The following is an 18,701-nucleotide window of genomic DNA, read 5'->3' on the forward strand; positions in this document are numbered from 1 at the left end:
CGGCCTACTGGATGGAGGTCGAAAGCCCTCCAATGTGGCTATTCAGCCTTGTTTCCATGTTCCGATCGGGCGATTTCATGAAGCCAGTCCGCATGGCGAGGGGCCTTCTTGGTCTCGCTCCATTCGTCCAGCATCGGCATCGCGACTTTTTTCAGCTCGGCATATTGATCGTCGGTGCCGATATCTGCCGCGAGTTCGACCCGGTGACCGTTCGGATCGAAGAAGTAGATCGATTTGAAGATGCCGTGATGCGTTGGCCCCAATACATCAATGCCAAGGTTTTCGACATGCGCTTTGGCTGCCAGCAATTCCTCTTCCGAGCCTACGCGGAACGCGAGGTGCTGAACCCAGGCCGGCGTATTTTCATCACGGCCCATTTCTTTCTGATTGGGCAGCTCGAAAAACGCCAGGATGTTGCCGTTACCTGCATCGAGGAAGACATGCATGTAGGGGTCGTATTCACCGGTCGACGGGACATGATCCTCCGAAAATGCGGAGGTGTATTCCATGCCCAAAACCTTGCCGTACCATTCGACAGTTTCTTTGGCGTCTTTGCAGCGATAGGCGGCATGGTGCACGCCGCCCAGCTTGATGGGGTGGGGCGAATGATCATTCATTCGGCAGGCTCCATATTGTCGACCTTCAAGGCACCGCGGTTGATCTGGTCGCGTTCCATGCTTTCAAACAGAGCCTTGAAGTTGCCTTCGCCAAAGCCATCATCGCCCTTGCGCTGAATGAATTCGAAGAAAACAGGTCCGACCTGTGCTTCTGCAAAGATCTGCAGCAGCAAACGGGGCTGGCCGCCTTCCGTCGTGCCGTCGAGCAGAATCCCGCGAGCCTGCAGTGCCTCCGGGTCTTCGCCGTGGCCGGGCAGGCGTTCTTCGAGCATTTCGTAATAGGCGGTGGGCGGGGCGGTCATGAACGGAACGCCGAATTCTTTCAGCCGGTCCCAGCAAGCCACAAGGTCGTCACAGATCAACGCAATGTGCTGAATGCCTTCGCCGTTAAACTCGCGCAGGAATTCTTCGATCTGACCTTTGCCGCCTTCGCCTTCTTCATTCAGCGGGATGCGGATCTTGCCGTCAGGAGCCGTCAGGGCTTTCGAGGTCAGGCCGGTGTATTCACCCTTGATGTCGAAGAAACGGATTTCCTTGAAGTTGAACAGGCGCTCGTAATAATCCGCCCAATACGCCATGCGCCCGTTGTACACGTTGTGCGTCAGGTGATCGATAATCTTGAACCCGGCGCCTTCAGGATGCTTGTCGACGCCCGGTAGATATTCGAAATCAATGTCATAGATCGACAGACCTTCACCGTTTTCATCAGCATAGCGGTCGATCAGATACAGGATCGCCCCGCCAATACCGCGAATGGCCGGAATGCTCAGTTCCATTGGGCCGGGTTCGTTGGCAACCGGTTCTGCCCCCTGAGCGATCAGGTGATCATAGGCCTTGCGGGCATCTTTGACGCGGAAAGCCATGCCGCACGCGCTGGGGCCGTGTTCGCGGGCAAAGAACCATGCTGCAGAGCGGGGCTCGTAATTTGCAATCAGGTTGATACCGCCCTGGCGCCACAGATCGACGTCCTTGCTGCGATGGGTCGCGACATGCATGAAGCCCATGGCTTTAAAGACCGGTTCCAGCTGGCCCTTCTCCGGTGCGCAGAATTCTACGAATTCAAAGCCGTCTAGGCCAGCGGGGTTTTCAAAGAGATCGGGCATCTGGTCATCCTGAAATTGGTTTCAATAGAAACTATATAGCGGATACGGGCATGGTTTGTCAAAGTTCCGGCACGCAATCGGTGCCCTTCGGTCCATCGCAAAATTCGCGTGCAAGCAAGTTAACGCTTGAAACACTGAATCAACTATGATTCTAAGAGAATTATGACGGTTGAAGGACACAAGATCTCGCTCCCCAAGGAGCAGGTGACGCAGGGGCTGGCTTTGGCCGTGCTTCTGTTGCTTACCGGTCTTGCCATTGCAGGCCCGAGCGGACTGCTTGCATGGAGCGAGAATTCGCAGCTCCTCGACCAGCGCCATCAACAGATAGCCACTCTGACGGAAGAGCGTGACGCACTTCGCAACCGTGTCGATCTTCTCGACCCGGCCAATGCCGATCCCGACCTGGTCGGCGAAGAGCTGCGCAAGAACCTGAATGTCGTGCATCCTGACGAAGTCGTGCTGACTCTGCCCGCGCAGGACTGAATTTCCTTTACGATTTCGTATGCAGCGCGGTCTTGGGCCGTTGCGCTTGCGTCTGTCATGCGCCTATAGGCTGGTGAAAGGCATAAAGCCCTAGAACCGCCTCCCCAGGTAATAACAGTCGAGGATTTTCGCTTTGGCAAAATCGCCCCGGACCAGCAAAGCAACTGCAAAGAAAGCGCCAGCCAAGGAGCCGGCCACGAAAAAGCCAAAGGCCGCTGAGGCGGTGGCAACAGATGGGGATTTTGTCCTCCATAGTTTGCAGGATGCGCACGAAAAGAACCCTCGCTACGACGCGAGCGTCGAAGAGATGATGGAGTTCTATGAGCAGATGCTGCTCATCCGGCGCTTCGAGGAAAAGGCAGGCCAACTGTACGGCCTCGGCCTGATCGGCGGTTTCTGCCACCTCTATGTCGGACAAGAAGCCGTCGCGATCGGCCTTCAAAGCGCGCTGGACAAAGACAAGGACAGCGTGATCACCGGTTACCGTGACCACGGGCACATGCTCGCCTATGGAATCGATCCGAATGTGATCATGGCTGAACTGACGGGCCGGCAGGCTGGCATTTCGAAGGGTAAGGGCGGGTCGATGCACATGTTCTCGACCGAGCATAAGTTCTATGGCGGTCACGGCATTGTCGGTGCTCAGGTTGCGCTTGGCGGCGGATTGGCGCTGGCCCATCAATACAGCGAAGACGGTGGCTTCTGCCTCGCCTATTTTGGGGACGGTGCGGCAAACCAGGGGCAGGTATACGAAACCTTCAACATGGCGGCTCTCTGGAACCTGCCGATCGTGTTCGTGATCGAGAATAACGGTTACGCGATGGGCACAGCGGTCACCCGCAGTTCCGCCGAAACGGAATTCTATCGGCGCGGCACAGCGTTCCGCATCCCGGGCATGGACGTAAACGGTATGGACGTTCTGGCTGTTCGCGCCGCGGCGGAAGTGGCGTTCGACCACGTTCGGAGCGGCAAGGGGCCGGTACTGATGGAACTGAATACCTACCGTTACCGCGGCCATTCGATGTCAGACCCTGCGAAATATCGCACCCGAGAAGAAGTTCAGGAACAGCGGGATCACCACGATCCGATCGAGGCGATCAAGAAAGCCCTGATGGAAAACGGCAAAACCGAAGACGAGCTGAAATCAATCGACAAGGCGATCCGTTCGCGGGTCGCCGATTCCGCTGATTTTGCCGAAAACTCGCCAGAGCCGGAAGCGGCCGAACTCTACACCGATGTGCTGGTGGAGGAGTATTGAGCCATGGCTATTGAACTGAAAATGCCCGCGCTTTCTCCGACAATGGAAGAAGGCACCCTGGCAAAATGGTTGGTGAAAGAAGGCGACGAAATTGCGCCTGGTGACATTCTGGCCGAAATCGAAACCGACAAGGCAACGATGGAATTCGAAGCCATCGATGAAGGCACTGTTGGCAAGATCCTAGTTGAAGAAGGCACTGAAAATGTCGCTGTCGGCACCGTGATCGCGATGCTTGCCGGCGAGGGCGAGGATGCGAGCGACGTATCAGCTGCCTCAGCCGAGGCTCCAAAGGCAGCGGACGCAGCGGATGGTGAGGGCAAGGAAATTGGCCGCGAACCCAGTGAAGCCGAAATCACCAAGCCGGTGAAGGCTGAGCCGAAGAGAGATCCTGAAATTCCGCATGGCACGAATATGGCGATCGTGACGGTGCGCGAAGCCTTGCGCGATGCAATGGCCGAGGAAATGCGTCGGGACGAGCGAGTGTTCGTCATGGGTGAAGAAGTTGCCCAGTATCAGGGCGCGTACAAAGTCACGCAGGGTCTGCTCGACGAATTCGGGCCGAAGCGTGTGATCGACACGCCGATTACCGAATACGGTTTTGCCGGTATCGGTGCAGGCGCGGCGATGGGCGGTCTGCGCCCGATTGTCGAATTCATGACCTTCAATTTCGCGATGCAGGCGATTGATCACATCATCAACTCCGCCGCGAAAACGAACTACATGTCCGGCGGCCAGATGCGCTGTCCGATCGTGTTCCGCGGCCCCAACGGCGCAGCAAGCCGTGTTGGCGCGCAGCACAGCCAGAACTACGGCCCATGGTATGCGAGCGTTCCAGGCCTGGTGGTCATCGCACCGTATGATTCGTCCGATGCGAAGGGGCTGATGAAAGCCGCCATTCGCTGTGAGGATCCGGTCGTGTTCCTCGAAAACGAGCTGGTTTACGGACGCAGCTTTGAACTGCCTGAACTGGACGATCACGTCCTGCCCATCGGCAAGGCGCGGATCATGCGCGAAGGCAGCGATGTCACGATTGTCAGCTATTCCATCGGGGTCGGGCTTGCTCTGGAAGCGGCCGAGGAACTAGCTGGCGAGGGGATCGATGCGGAAGTGATCGATCTGCGAACGCTGAGGCCGCTGGATAAACAGGCAGTGCTTGACAGTCTGGCGAAAACGAACCGTCTTGTGATCGCGGAAGAGGGCTGGCCAACATGCTCAATCTCTTCGGAAATCATCGCGATTTGCATGGAGGAAGGCTTCGACCATCTCGATGCACCGGTTACCCGTGTGTGCAATGAAGATGTGCCGCTGCCCTATGCCGCCAATCTGGAGAAGCTGGCGCTTATCGATACGCCGCGGATCATCGAAGCGGTGAAAAAGGTCTGCTACGCCGACTGAATTCATTGGTCGCGGAACTGGCGGCGGACTGGAATTGTCCGCCGGCCAGGTCAGCGTGTAGGCGGCCTTCCTCCACTGGTTGCACCCCCGCCGCTCGATGCTCCGCCCGTGGTTGATCCGCCAGACGAGGTTGTCGAACCGCCCGACGTGGTGGTTGAGCCGCCTGACGTGGTGGTCGAACCGCCCGATGTTGTGGTCGAACCGCCCGAAGTTGTAGAACTACCGCTGCTGGTGCTGGTACTGCCGCCGGACGAACTGGAGGTGACGCCCCCGCCAAAATCCCATTCCCAGCCGCCACCTTCCGAGCGGGCTTCGGGCACGGATTTGTATCCGTCGTAGGTGTCACAACCTGACGCGGCGTCGGGGTTTGCCGGATCATACTGGTATATCTGAGTCAGATCGCGGCTGTCGCGAACGTTGAAGGCAGAATGCACCTTGATCAGGCGGTCGCTGATAAATGCATCGGTCACCAGCGGTTGATATTCGTAGAAAACTTCGACGAAAACGACAGCTTCGCCTTCCATTGCGATCACTTCCTGACCGGCCGGGCCCATGCCGGTGAAGCTAGGGTCGCCTTTGCCGGTGCCTTCATCACCATAGCCGGAGTTCACGTTCATCCGACCCTTGCAGCGCTGCCAGTGGATATACTGCTGGGTGCCTGTGGGGTCATCCGGATCGACTTCGAGACTGCTGATGATAACCCGGCCGAATTCATACAGGTCGATCGCTTCACCCGCCTGAATGTTGGAGCCGAGAAGCAGATCGTTCAGATCGGTTTCGTAAATCTTGCGGTCGGTCAGTGTGGATGTGTCGCCGATCCGCGAAGCGTTGTCGGCAATATGCATTGCGGTCTGGCTGATCTGCATATGCGTGACAGCCAGGTTCGCGGTCTCCAGCCCCCACAGACCAGCCGTCAGCATCATAGGCGCAGCCAGCGCAAATTCGGTCATCGCGACTGCTGCGGTATCGCCCTTGAGGCGGCGGAGCATACTGGTCATCGTACTCATACGCAGTTCAAGGTTTCCGTGGTGTCGGTATCAAGCGAATATGGCTGGTTGCGCAGCACGCTCGAGGCTTTGGTCGACACGGTTTCCGACACGCCGATGAACGGTGCCAAGGGGAACATTCTGGGATAGGTGACCGTGACTTCATACAAGACCGCATCGCGCGCGCCGCCCATGCCGGCGGTTCCACGATCCGCGTCCCATCTGCCGTTTTTGTTGGCGTCTTCGTAAGGTTCGCCATCATTGCAGGTGGAATCGCCGTTAAGGTCTGAATAGTCTTCCGGCTGCTGAACGTCGGTGAAATTCGCGTAGGCCGTGCGAGAGAAGCTGAGGTTGGCATTAGGCACCACATCGCGGACGGCGGCAGTCACCCTTGCATCAATACCGCTGGCAACAGCCCCTTCGATGGTTGAGCCCCGAGCTGCCTGCTGGATGGCACCATGCAACATCGTGTTCGAATACATGTTGTAGGACAGATCGAAGAGCCCGATCAGCATCAACGACAGCACTGGCGCGATCATTCCGAACTCGACAATCGATACGCCGCTTTCATTCTGGCGCAGGTCTTGGAGGCTGCGCCGTATCATTGCGACAATCTCAAATCGCCAACCGACTTTGCGATAGCGGTGAATGCGTCATTCAGTTCGGCCGCGTTCGATGCTTCGAAATATCGGCCTGCACCGGCACAGTCGATCATCGCCTGATTGGCGTTGGTGCCGAATGCGATCACCCAGACCGTGACGTTGCGCTTGCGCACTTCCGAACAGGCCACACCGAAACGGGCTTCGATGGTTTCCGCCAGTGTCAGTGACGCGTCGCTGTCCCACCGGCGCTGATCCAGGCCATCGACCCCGTATGCGCCATAAGCGAGATCGTAAGGCTCGGTCTGTCCATCGGTCAGAAACACGAGGTGGCGGCTTTTGGGCTCACCGGGCTGATCGGCATTTTCAGAGGCAAAGATGCCGGTTGGGGAAATCAATCTGGCGCCCCAGATCATGCCAATGTCGTGATATGTCGCGCCCATCGGTGCCAGCGTCGCGAGATAGGAATCCACTTCCTCAGCGGTCATTTCCTGCAGCTTTTGCGCCTGAGCCGGACAGTTTGAAAACCACCAGCTTCCCGACTGCGCGTACTCCTCGTCAGTGCGAACCTTGCGCGTAGTGAAATCGCCGGACCCGTTGTTGCGGATCGACCTAGAGTAGATGATCTCAGGATAGCGCGGTTTCCACTGCGTGTCGGGATCGCCTGCCGTCGGGACGAGATCTATGTCAAGGTCGAGGTTCTGGCTGAAATCTACGTTAGTATAGTCGGTGATCTGTGTGGTTGCGCGTTCTTCGATGCAGCCTGTGGTTTCCGAACGCCAGTTGGAGACGTCCTTGGAAAACTGGTCATATTCATAGATGATCTTGTCAAACGCAGGAACGAATGTGACCTTTTCGTAGGTCTCAACATAGTCCGTATCGATCGATTTTTTCACTTCGCAAGTCGTGCCGTTGCGCCAGGTGCCATAGCGCGTGCCGTTCTGGACACGCCGCGTATATTCGATCGTTTCGACGCCGGGCGGATCGATTGCGACATCGGTTGCCGTGGATTCGACTGTATCGGTATAGGTCCAATCGTTCGAAGGCTGCGCGCCGTCACACCGGTAATATCCCTCTTCATCGGAACGAACCGGCGGAACCCACGTGGCTTCATAGGTGGAGACAATAGTCCACGGCGTCCGCTCTCCGCTCACATACTGCCAGTTGCGCCAGATGGTCTTTGCAGCGACCGGCATGCGCAAACCGGTGTCTTCGCGTGTCTGGTAAAGCCATTGACTGGCAACCCAGCTGTCTTCCAGCAGATGCCCGACATTCACATTGGTCGCATAGGGTACAAAGCCGTAACGGACAACGGCAGCAGGTGCCTTCGCTCCTTCGATTTGGCCGTGGAAGCTGCGTATAGTTTGCTTAAGGGCGTCGATCCGTGACTGAGAGTCACCATCATTGGTTTTGCGCATCGACCCGGTGACATCGAGCACCATCATAATGTCGAGCGCGGTGACATTCAGCACGGCCTCGCATTCCACATCAACCGGCACGTTGTCGAACCCGAATACGTTCATCACACTGGTCGGAACGTCTGCCGATGCGGTGCCGGAAATCGCGAAATCGCCTTCCAGCGTCATGGTGAAATCGCGGTTGGCGCTGCCATACATTCCATCGCGGAAGTTCGTATTGAAGAAACGCTGGCCCATATCAGCTGTGCCCGCCGGAATCGTTCCCGTCACCGTCGGTTCGGTGCCGAACTTTTTACGGGCCGCCAGAACACCGGCGTCACAGGCCTGCTGCAGCCGCGCAGAAACCAGATACGCGCGGCCCATATCGACGCCGCTACCAACCAGCCCGAGCAGGGGCAGGATTGCCGCAGCCAGCAAGGCAAGCGTGTTGCCTGAGCGATCTTTGGCCAGCCGGCGAAGCACGCCGGAAGCCCTCGCAAAAGGAACATCTCTAGAGATCATTGCACTGCCATTACGCCGCCTGAGTAGCGATGCGGTGAATTGGTATGGTTAATTTGCGGTCAACTAATCCGATGTTTGCGGGGGGCAGAGCGGATTTAGAGATTGTTAAACCCTTGCCCCTATTTCGGCAGGGTCATGACAAAAGGCCGAAGTTCCATGAAGTACAGAGCAGATCCAATGCCGCAAGGTGTATTGCGGCTACTCAACGATAAGCGCGGTAACATCATGCCCATCGCTGCAATCGGTATGATTGCGATGGCTGGCATGGTCGGCGGCGGCGTCGATATCTCGCGCGCTTACATGGTCCAGAACCGTCTCCAGAATGCTTGCGATTCCGGCGTGCTCGCCGGGCGCCGCGCAATCGGTGACAACGGTTTCAACACTGCGGCCAAGAATCAGGCGGAAGATTACTTCGACACCAATTTCAACCAAGCGAATGAGGGCACTCGAGATACGAGTTTCGTCCCCACTGCGGCTGAAAATAACAACCGCGTGAACGGCATCGCGAAAACCACAGTCGATACGGTTGTGATGAACCTGTTCGGCTTTTCCAAGCTTGATCTGTCGGTCAATTGTTCGGCCTCGATGTCGATCGGCAACAGCGATGTTGTGATGGTGCTCGACACCACTGGATCAATGGACTGGACCTTGCTGGGCTACACGACATCCGACGAATCTGAAAAACGCATTTCCCACCTGCGTACGGCGATGAAGAATTTCTATGATACAGTAGAGGCATCACGCACGGGAACAAACGCACGTGTGCGTTATGGTTTCGTGCCGTACAGCACCTCTGCAAATGTCGGCCACCTGATCACTGATGTCAGCCCGGCATATCTGGTCGAGAACTGGACGTACCAATCACGCGAACCGCAATTTACCACGGAAGAAAACCAGACCCTCGTTGGATATGAAGCGCCGGTTTATTCGAGCGAAACCAGCTACAGCGATATCGACTATGGTAACTGGCGTTATTATTCCACCACCAGGTATGCGAAGACAAAAGACTGCCAGAATGCGCTGCCTTCCAACACTTCGTGGAACAATGACGGCGGCACAAGCAGCAGCACACTGACCGAGATTAACAGTTCGGGGCAGCGAGTGACATCGACGACTGTGTCGCAGCCTCAGGAACGCACGATCTACGATTGCTATCGGCAGAGCCGTGGCCGGTACTACATCATCCGTCAGGACCAGGAACGCGATTACAACGAAACCGACTACGCGATCGAGGATCCGATCTATACCACCACGTCTGTCTCCGTGTTCGACAAATGGGAATACAAGGAAGTATCCTACAACACCGCCGCCTACCGCGCGGGAGCTGCGGTTAACGTGCCAATGGGGACCGATGGCGCAAACGTGGCGACGACCTGGAAAGGCTGCGTTGAGGAAGCTTCCACCAAGGAGCAGGACAACTTCCATTATTCGAAGAACAGCGGCCTTGATCCGTCGGATGCTTACGACCTCGATATCGACCTGGTCCCGGATGCAAGTGACGACGACACGCGTTGGCGTCCGCTGTGGCCGGAAGTCTCGTATTACCGGACAACTGACTCTTCGGGGCGCTATTATTCCGCCAGCCCGCGTAGTGATTATGGCACGAAAACCTATGCCGCTTGTCCGGTAGAGGCACAGCTTCTGACCGAAATGAGCGAAAGCGAATTCGATGCGTATGCAGACTCGCTCCAGCCGGAAGGTTCGACCTATCACGACATCGGCATGATCTGGGGCGGACGGCTTTCCTCGCCTGAGGGAGTTTTCTCCGCCAATGTGACTGCGGCACCTGCCAATGGCAGTGCAGTATCACGCCACATCATCTTTATGACCGATGGTCAGATGTCCACCAGCAGCGGTGCCTACACGGCATACGGTATCGAATGGCATGATCGCCGGGTGACCGCGAATGGCTATGCCGACCAGAACCGCCGCCACGCGAAGCGTTTTCTGACTGTGTGCGAGCAGGCCAAGGCAAAGGGTATCCGCGTGTGGGTCATCGCCTTCGCATCGGCATTGACCACCGATCTGGAAACCTGCGCGTCAACAGATAGCGCATTCCCGGCGGCCAGTGCTTCGCAGCTCAACGCTGCATTCCAGGAAATTGCCAAGAATGTTGGCGAATTGCGGGTGGTCCAATGATCGCCGCAAGCAGCGCCCTGAAGTTGGGCAAGGCCTTTTGGCTGCGCCTGCGCTCTGACGAGAGCGGCACTACGGTCATGGAATTCGGCCTGATGGTGACTGTGTTCATGACACTGCTTCTGGGCCTGTTTGATCTTGGCCAGATGGCTTATGCCAACGCGATCCTGAAAGGCGCGACACAGGACGCCGCGCGCTCGTCTGCACTGGAAACGGGCAACACCACAGTCGCCGACACCAAGGTCAAGGAAGCCGTGCAGGCGGTTGCTCCGGGTGCCACCGTCACGTCGAGCCGGGTCAGCTATTATGACTTCGAAGACGTTGAACGGCCGGAGTCTTGGAACGACGAGAATGACAACGCAATTTGCGACAATTCCGAAGCGTACACCGATGAAAACGGCAATGAGCAGTGGGATTCGGATATCGGTATCTCGGGCAATGGCGGAGCAGGCGACGTCGTGATCTATACGGTCACAGTCACCTACGATCCGCTCTTTCCCAATCCGTTCATGCCCGGCGGTGCCAGCGAGCGTAAAATCTCTTCGTCGGCAGTGAAGAAGAACCAGCCATTTGCCGATCAGGCAAGCTACGGCGCTGAAGCGGGGATTTGTGACTGATGTTCGGCTTGTCACTCATTAAGGCACCGCAGCGTGCCGCGAGGCTTTTCAAACGGCTCGGCGCGGAAAAAAGCGGCGTTTCGATTGTCGAGTTTGCACTGGTATTGCCGGTGCTACTCACACTCGGCCTGTTCGGTACCGAAATCGCCCGTATGGCGACCATCAATATGACAGTCAGCCAGATCGCGCTTTCGCTTGCCGATAACGCTTCGCGTCTCGGGCAAACCGACAACAGTGGTGTGACGCCAACCATTACGGAAGACAATGTCGATGCAGTTCTGGCCGGGGCGCTGCGCGACGGGCAATCCATCGGACTTGAGGCAAGTGGCCGGGTGATTTTGTCCAGCCTCGAATATGATGACTTCACTGGCCGCCAGTTCATTGCCTGGCAGCGCTGCCAAGGCGATCTCGACGTCGATTCCGATTACGGAAACGACACCGACAAGAACGGCCTGTCAGGCACTCCGATTACCGGCATGGGGGACACTTCAAGTGAAATACGCGCCCGCTCCGGGCAAGCGGTGATGTTTGTCGAGATCGAATACGAATATTCGGCCCTGTTTGAAAACCCGTTCGGTTCGGGCGACAAGACCTTGCGCAAGGAAGCCGCGTATCTGATCCGCGACGACCGCAATTTGACCCCTGGCCTGACCGGTGGAAACAGCGATTCCGCTTGCGACTAAGCCACTTCGGCATTGAGTAATGCCGCGCTTTGGTGAACAGAGCGCGCCATGAATTCGGATCAACTTCCCCTGTCTCAATCGCTCGCGCTGGCACATGCCGGTACTCGGGTAAGGCAAGTGTTGGCTCCTTTCTTCGAACTGGATCGCCGCCTTTCGCAATTTGTCAGCCAGGCGAAGGAACCGATGCTGGCTCAGATGCGGATCGCATGGTGGCGGGACCAACTGGGCAAGAAAGCGGAAGATCGGCCAGCCGGCGATCCGGTTCTGGCGCAGCTTACCGCGCACTGGGCGGGCGAGGAAGTCGCCTTGCAGTGTCTCGCAGACGGATGGGAAGCTCTACTGGCAGAACCGCCATTGCCCACCAACGCCGCCAATGACTTTGCGACCGGCCGTGCGGCATGCTTTGCGGCCGTCGCCCGTCTCTCCGGCAATCAAGATCACGCATCGAAAGCATATAGCGCCGGCCAGCGGTGGGCTCTTGCTGACCTTGCGGCACGGGTGAGCGACGGGGATGAACGGGCCTTCGTACTTGAACAGGCGGAGGGGGCAGGACGCGCGCCCTCCCGAATGCCCTTTGCCTTGCGTTCGATTGCGATCCTCGACCGGTTGGCTATCCGTTCACTGGCACAGGGCGGTTCCGAGCTTATTCGCGGACGTAGTGAAATCCTTTTGATTACAAGACTTGGATTGTTCGGTCGCTAGTATAGAGTTGCCGCCTGAAAGGGGTGGCGATGAACAGGATGTTACTTGGCGGGCTCGGCGCGTTACTACTGGTCAGTCTTGGGCTTTTCTGGTGGCAGGGCAGGGCGCAGGTAGAAGAATCGGCGCCGCCGCCTGAGCCAGTCGGACAGGTCGATGCTGACGATACCGACACATTGCCGAATGCCGATGTTGGCGACATGCAGGGACCAACCCCGCCGGAAGCGACCGAGCTTTCTCGCGAGCAGCGCCGGTTCTTCCGTTACGACCGCAACCGCGACCTCAAGATTTCGCGCAACGAAATGCTTTCCACCCGCTCGGATGCTTTCCGTAAACTGGACAAAGACGGCAATAACCTGCTGACTTTTGAAGAATGGGCAGTGGCAACAGCCACCCGGTTCGATGGTGCCGACGCGAATGGCGACCGGGAACTGACTGCTGAAGAATTCGCTACGACTCGGCCGAAACCGAAACGCAAGAAGCCAGCTTGCCGTTGTTGACAGCTACGCTGGTGCCAATTCCATCCGGCTGAGCCATTGGCCGAAATCGTCCTTTGCCCGGTTGGTATAGGCTTCCTTGCGCTGCTTCTTTTTCACGTCGTGCAGCGGCGGAAAGAGACCGAAATTGACGTTCATCGGCTGATACGTTTCCGCTTCGGCATCGCCCGTGATGTGCGATAGAAGGGCGCCCATCGCGCTAGTGGCCGGTGGCGCTTCCCACGGACGATCCGCAAGGTCTGCCGCGGCCATCAGGCCGGTGAGCAATCCGACGGTTGCGCTTTCCACATACCCTTCGCAGCCGGTGATCTGGCCAGCAAAGCGGATGTGCGGCGCGGATTTGAGGCGCATCTGGCGATCAAGCACCAGCGGCGAATTGAGGAAGGTGTTGCGGTGCAATCCCCCCAATCGCGCAAATTCAGCGTTCTCCAGCCCCGGGATGGTCCGGAAAAGCTCCACCTGGGCGCCGTGTTTGAGCTTGGTCTGAAAACCGACCATATTCCACAAGGTGCCCAGCTTGTTGTCCTGCCGCAACTGAACCACCGCATGGGGCCAGCGCCCTTGGGGAAATTCCGGTGTGGTGTCTCTGGGATTATCCAGCCCGACGGGTTTCATTGGGCCAAACCGGAGCGTGTCTACGCCGCGTGATGCCATCACTTCGATTGGCATACAGCCTTCAAAGTATGGCGTGTTGGATTCCCACTCCTTGAATTCGGTCTTGTCCCCGTCCAGCAAACCCTGATGGAATGCGAGATATTGGTCCTTGGTCATCGGACAGTTGATGTAGTCCTTGCCATCGCCTTTGTCCCAGCGCGACTGGAACCAGCAAATATCCATGTCGATGCTTTCACGGTGCACGATTGGCGCGATCGCATCGAAGAAAGCCAGCCGGTCCTGACCGGTGGCAGCTACGATGCTCTCCGCGAGCGAGGCAGCGGTAAGCGGCCCGGTGGCGACGATGGTCAGCCCGCTTTCAGGCAATGCGTCGACACGTTCCCGAACTACGGTGACGTTCGGATGCTCCATCAAGATACGTTCGACATTGGCTGAGAATGCGTCGCGGTCGACTGCCATCGCCGATCCTGCAGGCACGCGGGCATCTTCACCGGCGGCCATGATTATGGAGTCGAGGCGGCGCAATTCATGATGCAGCAGGCCCACCGCATTGCGCTCATCATCGTCAGAGCGAAAGCTGTTCGAGCATACAAGCTCGGCCAGCCCGTCAGTCTGGTGGGCCGGTGTCATATCCCCGCCGCCGCGCATTTCTGAGATGCGAACCTTCGCGCCGCGCTGCGCCAACTGCCAGGCAGCTTCGCTCCCGGCTAGGCCGCCGCCAATTATGTGTACATCATGGGTCATTGCGCGCACCTAGTGCTTGCTTGGCCACTTCATCAAGTCCACAAATGCCGCCGGAGGATTTTATGCCGAAACGGGCACTTGTTGAACACAGACCCTGGCTAGCTGCGAGCGTGCTCGCGGCGGTCGCATATTACTTCCTCCGATCGGAGCCGCTGAGCGATGGCTTGCTGGTCAGCCTGAAAGGGGCCGGCGCCGCATTGCTCGCTGTTTATGCGTGGCAAAGATGCAGGGTACGTGATGCCAAGATCCTGTCGCTTGTCATGGCGCTGTCGGCGCTGGGCGATGTGTTGATCGAATACAGTCTGGAATATGGTGGGGGTGCGTTTTTCCTCTCCCATCTCGCCGCGATGACGCTTTATCTCGGCAATCGGCGTGAACATCCGACATCATCGCAAAAAACCGCAGCTGCCGCACTTTTGCTCCTGACGCCGCTGGTCTGCTGGTTGCTGTCACGCGACCTGGGCATCACCTATTACGGGCTTGCGCTTGGCGGCATGGCTGCAACTGCGTGGATGAGCCGTTTTTCCCGTTACCGCGTCGGCTTGGGCGCGCTCTTGTTCGTCGTGTCGGACTGGCTGATTTTTGCGAGGATCGGTTACCCGTCCGGTGCCGCGATCTACGCGCTATTGATCTGGCCGCTTTACTACGCTGGCCAGTTTCTAATTGCGACCGGTGTGGTGCAAACGCTCAGGAAAGAACTCGACGCGGAGAATTAAGCGGCGGGCGGGGCAGCGATGGTCGTGCGGTGTAACTCTCTGCGGTGGCCTTCATAGCCGCCTGTCGCCTTGTGCAGAACGCAGCGGTTGTCCCACATGATCAGCATGCCGCTCTGCCATTTATGGCGATAGACAAAGTCATCACGTGATTGCCACTCGAGCAATTCCGTCAGCAGGGCAAACGCATCTGCATCGGACATACCCTCAATGCCGACAATGTATCCTGCACAGCTGAAGAAACCTTCCTCGCCGGTCTCGGGATGATTGATGATCAGTGGATGGGTCTGTGTGGCCATCGCGCTTTCATCTGGCCGGATCGCCATGCTTCGGCCTTTGTCGTTCTTCCCGTAAAAGCCATCAGGCGAATATGCGCCGCGGGCACTGTGGATCGCCGTCAGAGTACGTAGGTAGTTCTTTCGATCATCCGGAAGGGCGGCAAATGCAGCCGTCTGGTTCACGAACAGCGTGTCGCCACCGACTGGCGGGATGTCGATTGCCGAAAGGCAGGTTCCGGACGGTGGAACAGCAAGGAAACTCCAGTCGCTGTGCCAATTTTCTGCAAATAGCGGCGACTTCTCGTCCTTCTCCCGAAGAATTGCCGCGATGTTGGTGCGGCCAGGAATCGGTTCGAAGAACGGGTCATCGCCAAACCCTCCCATCTCCAGCGTGAAGCGCTCAAGCGCATCATCATCGAGGTTCTGCTCGGGAAAGGCCAAGACCTTGTGTGCGAGCCATGCAGCGCGAATTTCCGCCAACACCAACGGCTCAACTGGATGTGAAAGGTCGACCCCTGTTACCGATGCGCCGCATGTGGCGCCCGAGGGGTCGACTTTAATCAACTTGCGTCAGGCTCCCCAGGAATGTTGTCGTCGCTATGCGCGGTAGTATGCGGCACGGTTTGTTCGCTATCGCGGCCGACCATTTCTTCTACCACTGCATCCTCCGCTTCATTCTCGGGTGCTTCTTCTTCATCCAGTTTTGCAACACTGACGATTTTTTCTTTATCGTCAACATTGAATAGCCTGACGCCGGCACTGGCCCGGCCAATAACACGCAGAGTGTCGAGGCCGATGCGGATCAGTTTCGCCTGATCGGTGACTAGCATGAGCTGGTCGGACTTGGTCGCCGTGAAGCTGGCGACCACAGGGCCGTTCCGCTTGATATTGTCGATATTGGTGATCCCCTGGCCACCGCGCCCGGCCTTCCGGTATTCGTAAGCAGAGGAAATCTTGCCGTAGCCATTGGCGCAGACCGTCAGCACGAACTGCTCAGCCTCTGCCATTTCGGCATGTTCGGCGGACAGTTCAGGAGCGTCATCGTCGGCTTTCCATGGTGCTACCTTGAGATAGGCATCGCGCTCGTCAGGTGTCGCCGAACCGCCGTGGAGGATGGACAGCGAGACCACGCTGTCATCGTCTTTAAGGCGCATACCGCGGACACCGGTAGAGGTCCGGCTCTGGAATTCGCGAATATCTTCGCCGCCAAAGCGGATTGCCTTGCCTTGTCTGGAGGCGAGCAGGACATCATCGCCAGCCTCGAGCAAAGCAACACCGATCAGGTGATCTTCGCTTTCGTCGTCAAATCGCATCGCGAACTTTCCGTTCGACGGGATGTTGGCAAATGCGTCCATTGAATTGCGTCGCACGTTGCCTTTCGATGTCGCGAACACAACGTTGAGCGCGCCCCAACTGTCTTCATCCTCGGGCAGCGGCAGGACTGTCTGGATTGTTTCGCCATCCCCGAGTGAAGGGAGGAGGTTGACGATCGGGCGGCCGCGAGTGGTTGGTCCGCCTTCTGGCAGTTTCCAGACTTTCAAGCGGTAAACCTTGCCCGCCGTGGAGAAGAAAAGCACCGGATTGTGGGTGCTGGTCACGAACATTTCGCTGACCGCATCCTCGTCTTTCGTTGCCATCCCGGCGCGGCCTTTGCCGCCCCGGTTCTGGGCGCGGAACGTCGAGAGCGGTGTGCGCTTGATGTAACCGTCGAGTGTGACTGTCACGACCATTTCGTCGCGTTCGATCAGGTCTTCATCTTCGAGGCCGTCCCACGCGGGCGCAATTTCGGTGATGCGCGGCGTGGCGTAGCTTTCGCGGATTTCGACAAGTTCGGCGCGCAAGACGCCGTATAGCTTAACCCGGTCGCCAAGAATGGAGAGGTATTCTTCGATCGAGATCGCGAGTTCTTTCAGCTCGTCACCGATCTCGTCTCGGCCAAGCGCGGTCAGGCGGTGAAGGCGTAGTTCAAGGATCGCCTTAACCTGCCGTTCGGAAAGGCGATAAGTTCCGCCTGCCTGATCGGAATCCGGTTCGATTGCCTCGACCAATTTGATGTACTGGGCAATGTCACCGATCGGCCATTCCTTGGCCCGCAACTTTGCACGTGCTTCTGCCGGATTTGGTGCGCTGCGGATCATGGCAACGACTTCGTCCAGGTTGGACACCGCGACCACCAAGCCAAGCAAGATGTGAGCGCGATCACGCGCTTTGTTCAGTTCGAATTTGGTGCGGCGGGTGATGACCTCTTCGCGGAACTGAATGAACGCCTGAATGATGTCGCGCAGCTTCATCACTTCCGGACGCCCGCCGCGGATGGCGAGCATGTTTGCCGGGAATGAAGACTGGGCAGGGGTGTGCCGCCAGATCTGGTTGAGAACCACTTCGGCAGTCGCGTCGCGTTTCAGGTCGATGACCACGCGAACACCCATCCGGCTCGATTCGTCACGAATGTCGGAAACGCCCTCAATGCGCTTCTCTTTCGCTGCCTCGGCCAGTTTCTCGACCAGATTGGACTTGCCCACCTGATACGGAATCGACGTAAGAATGATGCTTTCGCGGTCGCCGCGCCTGGTCTCTATCTCGTGACGGCAGCGCATGAGGATCGAGCCGCGTCCGGTCGTGTATGCGGAACGCGCGCCCGACTGGCCCAGGATCAGCGGAGCCGTGGGGAAATCCGGGCCGGGAATGATTTCGAAAAGTTCTTCCGAGGTGATCCCAGGGTTTTCGATGAAGGCGAGGCATCCATCGATTACTTCGCCAAGATTATGCGGCGGGACATTGGTCGCCATACCAACCGCGATACCGCCGGCACCGTTGACCAGCAGGTTCGGGAAACGGGCAGGAAGAACTGTCGGCTCTTCGCGGGAACCATCGTAGTTTTCCGCGAAATCGACAGTATCCTTGTCGAGATCATCGAGGAGCGAATTGGCCACCTTCGCCAGGCGGGCCTCGGTATAACGCATCGATGCAGGCGGATCGGGGTCCATTGAACCGAAATTGCCCTGACCGTCGATGAGGGGGACACGCAGCGACCAATCCTGCGTCATGCGGGCCAGTGCGTCGTAAATCGCGCTGTCGCCATGCGGGTGATAGTTACCCATCACGTCGCCGACGATTTTTGCCGATTTACGATAGGGGCGGCCAGCAACAAAGCCGCCTTCGTTACTGGCGAACAGGATGCGCCGGTGCACAGGCTTCAGTCCATCGCGAACGTCAGGGAGTGCGCGGCTGACAATCACGCTCATCGCGTAATCGAGGTAGCTCGTCTTCATTTCATCGACGATGTCGATCCGCGAATATTCTTGCGGTGAAGCGGGCGGGGTGATGGTGTCTGTATCGTCGCTCAAGGTATCTCTTTT

The 18,701-nt window shown here is 57.6% G+C and carries 17 protein-coding genes; 9 read left to right on the forward strand and 8 right to left on the reverse strand.

Annotation, left to right across the window (positions count from 1 at the left end; all coding sequences use genetic code 11):
- Positions 1–38: 38 nt before the first annotated feature.
- Together PO778_RS04035 and hppD are read right to left on the reverse strand one after the other, a co-directional pair.
- Entirely contained in the window at positions 39–617 is a 579-nt protein-coding gene (locus PO778_RS04035; protein ID WP_271438688.1) for a VOC family protein, read from the reverse strand.
- Positions 614–1,720 carry a 4-hydroxyphenylpyruvate dioxygenase gene (gene hppD / locus PO778_RS04040; protein WP_271438689.1) on the reverse strand — a complete coding sequence of 369 codons (1,107 nt, stop codon included), beginning with the start codon at positions 1,718–1,720 and terminating at the stop codon, positions 614–616. Before hppD ends, PO778_RS04035 begins: the two co-directional genes overlap by 4 nt.
- Before the next feature lie 162 nt (positions 1,721–1,882).
- On the opposite strand from hppD, the gene PO778_RS04045 reads away from it, so the two are divergent.
- The 3 genes from PO778_RS04045 (at position 1,883) to PO778_RS04055 (ending at position 4,856) form a co-directional block, all read left to right on the forward strand.
- The gene (locus PO778_RS04045; RefSeq protein ID WP_271438690.1) at positions 1,883–2,203 is read left to right on the forward strand and encodes an FtsB family cell division protein; all 321 of its coding nucleotides are present in this window, start codon (positions 1,883–1,885) and stop codon (positions 2,201–2,203) included.
- 133 nt (positions 2,204–2,336) lie between these two features.
- On the forward strand, positions 2,337–3,461 hold the full coding sequence (gene pdhA / locus PO778_RS04050) for a pyruvate dehydrogenase (acetyl-transferring) E1 component subunit alpha (RefSeq protein ID WP_438944377.1): 1,125 nt from the start codon (positions 2,337–2,339) through the stop codon (positions 3,459–3,461).
- Between the two features lie 3 nt (positions 3,462–3,464).
- Complete coding sequence (locus PO778_RS04055) at positions 3,465–4,856, forward strand: pyruvate dehydrogenase complex E1 component subunit beta (RefSeq protein ID WP_271438691.1); 1,392 nt, start codon at positions 3,465–3,467, stop codon at positions 4,854–4,856.
- A 50-nt stretch (positions 4,857–4,906) separates the two neighbouring features.
- Here PO778_RS04055 and PO778_RS04060 read toward each other — a convergent pair whose 3' ends face one another.
- Genes PO778_RS04060 through PO778_RS04070 form a run of 3 tightly spaced genes read right to left on the reverse strand, consistent with a single transcriptional unit; the run spans position 4,907 to position 8,360 of the window.
- Positions 4,907–5,863, reverse strand: a complete 957-nt coding sequence (locus tag PO778_RS04060; RefSeq protein ID WP_271438692.1) for a TadE/TadG family type IV pilus assembly protein — start codon at positions 5,861–5,863, stop codon at positions 4,907–4,909.
- Positions 5,860–6,447: a TadE/TadG family type IV pilus assembly protein gene (locus tag PO778_RS04065; protein WP_271438693.1), complete on the reverse strand. Its 588-nt coding sequence runs from the start codon at positions 6,445–6,447 to the stop codon at positions 5,860–5,862. Before PO778_RS04065 ends, PO778_RS04060 begins: the two co-directional genes overlap by 4 nt.
- Complete coding sequence (locus tag PO778_RS04070) at positions 6,444–8,360, reverse strand: Tad domain-containing protein (RefSeq protein ID WP_271438694.1); 1,917 nt, start codon at positions 8,358–8,360, stop codon at positions 6,444–6,446. The genes PO778_RS04065 and PO778_RS04070 overlap by 4 nt, the downstream gene beginning before the upstream one ends.
- Positions 8,361–8,516: 156 nt before the next feature.
- On the opposite strand from PO778_RS04070, the gene PO778_RS04075 reads away from it, so the two are divergent.
- Genes PO778_RS04075 through PO778_RS04095 form a run of 5 tightly spaced genes read left to right on the forward strand, consistent with a single transcriptional unit; the run spans position 8,517 to position 12,995 of the window.
- A complete protein-coding gene (locus tag PO778_RS04075) occupies positions 8,517–10,499 on the forward strand; it encodes a pilus assembly protein (RefSeq protein ID WP_271438695.1) in 1,983 nt (660 codons plus the stop codon).
- A complete protein-coding gene (locus PO778_RS04080) occupies positions 10,496–11,113 on the forward strand; it encodes a TadE/TadG family type IV pilus assembly protein (protein ID WP_271438696.1) in 618 nt (205 codons plus the stop codon). Before PO778_RS04075 ends, PO778_RS04080 begins: the two co-directional genes overlap by 4 nt.
- 8 nt (positions 11,114–11,121) lie before the next feature.
- On the forward strand, positions 11,122–11,796 hold the full coding sequence (locus PO778_RS04085) for a TadE/TadG family type IV pilus assembly protein (RefSeq protein ID WP_271438697.1): 675 nt from the start codon (positions 11,122–11,124) through the stop codon (positions 11,794–11,796).
- Positions 11,797–11,844: 48 nt separating this feature from the next.
- Positions 11,845–12,498 carry a hypothetical protein gene (locus PO778_RS04090; RefSeq protein ID WP_271438698.1) on the forward strand — a complete coding sequence of 218 codons (654 nt, stop codon included), beginning with the start codon at positions 11,845–11,847 and terminating at the stop codon, positions 12,496–12,498.
- 29 nt (positions 12,499–12,527) lie between these two features.
- Positions 12,528–12,995 (forward strand): EF-hand domain-containing protein, encoded by a 468-nt coding sequence (locus tag PO778_RS04095; protein WP_271438699.1) that lies wholly within the window; start codon positions 12,528–12,530, stop codon positions 12,993–12,995.
- A 3-nt stretch (positions 12,996–12,998) separates the two neighbouring features.
- Here PO778_RS04095 and trmFO read toward each other — a convergent pair whose 3' ends face one another.
- Positions 12,999–14,351, reverse strand: coding sequence for a methylenetetrahydrofolate--tRNA-(uracil(54)-C(5))-methyltransferase (FADH(2)-oxidizing) TrmFO (gene trmFO / locus PO778_RS04100; protein WP_271438700.1), 1,353 nt, complete (start codon positions 14,349–14,351; stop codon positions 12,999–13,001).
- Positions 14,352–14,413: 62 nt separating this feature from the next.
- Here trmFO and PO778_RS04105 point away from each other — a divergent pair, with 62 nt between their 5' ends.
- The gene (locus PO778_RS04105; protein ID WP_271438701.1) at positions 14,414–15,067 is read left to right on the forward strand and encodes a lysoplasmalogenase family protein; all 654 of its coding nucleotides are present in this window, start codon (positions 14,414–14,416) and stop codon (positions 15,065–15,067) included.
- Here PO778_RS04105 and PO778_RS04110 read toward each other — a convergent pair.
- Positions 15,064–15,906 carry a TauD/TfdA dioxygenase family protein gene (locus tag PO778_RS04110; RefSeq protein WP_271438702.1) on the reverse strand — a complete coding sequence of 281 codons (843 nt, stop codon included), beginning with the start codon at positions 15,904–15,906 and terminating at the stop codon, positions 15,064–15,066. The two genes, PO778_RS04105 and PO778_RS04110, sit on opposite strands and share 4 nt — an antisense overlap.
- Positions 15,903–18,689 carry a DNA gyrase subunit A gene (gyrA, locus tag PO778_RS04115; protein WP_271438703.1) on the reverse strand — a complete coding sequence of 929 codons (2,787 nt, stop codon included), beginning with the start codon at positions 18,687–18,689 and terminating at the stop codon, positions 15,903–15,905. Before gyrA ends, PO778_RS04110 begins: the two co-directional genes overlap by 4 nt.
- Between the last annotated feature and the right edge of the window lie 12 nt (positions 18,690–18,701).

The sequence above is a fragment of the Pontixanthobacter luteolus genome (genome assembly GCF_947494915.1).
Taxonomy (GTDB): Bacteria; Pseudomonadota; Alphaproteobacteria; order Sphingomonadales; family Sphingomonadaceae; genus Pontixanthobacter; species Pontixanthobacter luteolus.

Excerpts from the sequence above, each read along its gene's own strand:
- PO778_RS04035 (WP_271438688.1), bottom strand. The coding sequence starts at position 617 with ATGAATGATCATTCGCCCCACCCCATCAAGCTGGGCGGCGTGCACCAT.
- hppD (WP_271438689.1), bottom strand. The coding sequence starts at position 1,720 with ATGCCCGATCTCTTTGAAAACCCCGCTGGCCTAGACGGCTTTGAATTC.
- PO778_RS04045 (WP_271438690.1), top strand. The coding sequence starts at position 1,883 with ATGACGGTTGAAGGACACAAGATCTCGCTCCCCAAGGAGCAGGTGACG.
- PO778_RS04055 (WP_271438691.1), top strand. The coding sequence starts at position 3,465 with ATGGCTATTGAACTGAAAATGCCCGCGCTTTCTCCGACAATGGAAGAA.
- PO778_RS04060 (WP_271438692.1), bottom strand. The coding sequence starts at position 5,863 with ATGAGTACGATGACCAGTATGCTCCGCCGCCTCAAGGGCGATACCGCA.
- PO778_RS04065 (WP_271438693.1), bottom strand. The coding sequence starts at position 6,447 with ATGATACGGCGCAGCCTCCAAGACCTGCGCCAGAATGAAAGCGGCGTA.
- PO778_RS04070 (WP_271438694.1), bottom strand. The coding sequence starts at position 8,360 with ATGATCTCTAGAGATGTTCCTTTTGCGAGGGCTTCCGGCGTGCTTCGC.
- PO778_RS04075 (WP_271438695.1), top strand. The coding sequence starts at position 8,517 with ATGAAGTACAGAGCAGATCCAATGCCGCAAGGTGTATTGCGGCTACTC.
- PO778_RS04080 (WP_271438696.1), top strand. The coding sequence starts at position 10,496 with ATGATCGCCGCAAGCAGCGCCCTGAAGTTGGGCAAGGCCTTTTGGCTG.
- PO778_RS04090 (WP_271438698.1), top strand. The coding sequence starts at position 11,845 with ATGAATTCGGATCAACTTCCCCTGTCTCAATCGCTCGCGCTGGCACAT.
- PO778_RS04095 (WP_271438699.1), top strand. The coding sequence starts at position 12,528 with ATGAACAGGATGTTACTTGGCGGGCTCGGCGCGTTACTACTGGTCAGT.
- trmFO (WP_271438700.1), bottom strand. The coding sequence starts at position 14,351 with ATGACCCATGATGTACACATAATTGGCGGCGGCCTAGCCGGGAGCGAA.
- PO778_RS04105 (WP_271438701.1), top strand. The coding sequence starts at position 14,414 with ATGCCGAAACGGGCACTTGTTGAACACAGACCCTGGCTAGCTGCGAGC.